The 1,298-nt window shown below is 25.1% G+C and carries 1 protein-coding gene; it reads right to left on the bottom strand.

Annotated features, from left to right (window positions below):
- Positions 1-1,059: glycosyltransferase family 61 protein (locus ACR0QS_RS13265; RefSeq protein WP_432633927.1), on the bottom strand; the 1,059-nt coding region annotated here is incomplete at its 3' end.
- Positions 1,060-1,298: the final 239 nt, after the last annotated feature.

A 1,298-nucleotide genomic window follows, 5' to 3' on the forward strand; every position in this document is an offset into this window, starting at 1 on the left:
AAATAAATCTAAATCGATTTTAAAATTATTTTTATTTCTGTCTTTAGTTAATTTATTGAAATATTTAATATTATCTGGATTATTTTCAACATATTCAAAATATTTCATTCCTATAGTTTTACAAATATTGCGATGACAATCTTCATAACTTGCATAAGAGACTATTCCCAAAACTGAAGTTTCTTTATTGCAGCAAACTAAATTTGTAAGTCCGCTTCCCAATACAGATATAATTTTTCTGGCTTTATTAAATATGCAAAACTGTTCTTTTAAAGAATAATCTTCTGGATATATTACTTTATAGCCTAAATGAGATAAAATATTTATTAGTTCGTTTTCGTTCAAAATATTTCTTGTTTTTACTCTTTTACGACTTATATAAATTTTATCGTAAACTTGAAAATTATTTTTTAAAAGCAATTCTTTAGTAAGATTCAAATATTTATCGCATACCCATTTTGGAGGATTTGCCACAGAAATTCCGGGAAAAGACGAAAAATATAAATTATCGCATATTATCTCTTCTTCGTCATCGACTAATATAATTTTTTTCTTGTCCAAACCGAATAATTTAATTCCTTCCAAATAAAATTTTGCTTTACAATGTTTGCTCAAAATAAAAGCGTCTATTTCGTCAAATAATTTTGACTCTTTAAGCAAGAATATTCTAGATAATATTTCATGTATCCAATGTCCGTAATAAACATGCCATTGCGATTTTAAAACGAATACATTTCCTTTAATTTTTCTTCTTTTTCTAAATTTATAAAATATAAATCTGCCCGATAATTCATGCGGACTGTCAATTATATTTAGAGGCAAAGCGTCTTTTATATAAAATCCGTCTTCCGTAAAAATAAATCCCCAATCGGCAAAAACTTTACCGTTTTCTATTTGGCATATAAATTCTTCTTTTTCTTCGCCTTCATATTTTATTGGAATATATTTATTATATTTTATTTCTTTAACCGACTTGGATTTATTGATTAAAGTTTGACTTATTTTTGTTCCCAACTTATTTCGTATTTTTGAATGCAATAATTTATTAAATATAGGCATAGAATAGCCCCAAAATCGCAAAGATAAAAATGATAAAAAAGAAATCAAAAAATTGTAATAAATAAAATTTTAAATAATTATTGATTAGGATATAATTGTGGTTTGCGTTGCGTTGCGTTGCGTTGCGTTGCGTTGCAAATGCATATACAGTAATATTATTAATCATAATTTAATAATCCTTATATGTTAATTTTAAATAAAGATAACATGGATTGGAAAATATTTCAACAGTTTAAATC

The sequence above is a fragment of the Brachyspira sp. genome, from assembly GCF_050873525.1.
In the GTDB taxonomy this organism is placed as follows: domain Bacteria; phylum Spirochaetota; class Brachyspiria; order Brachyspirales; family Brachyspiraceae; genus Brachyspira.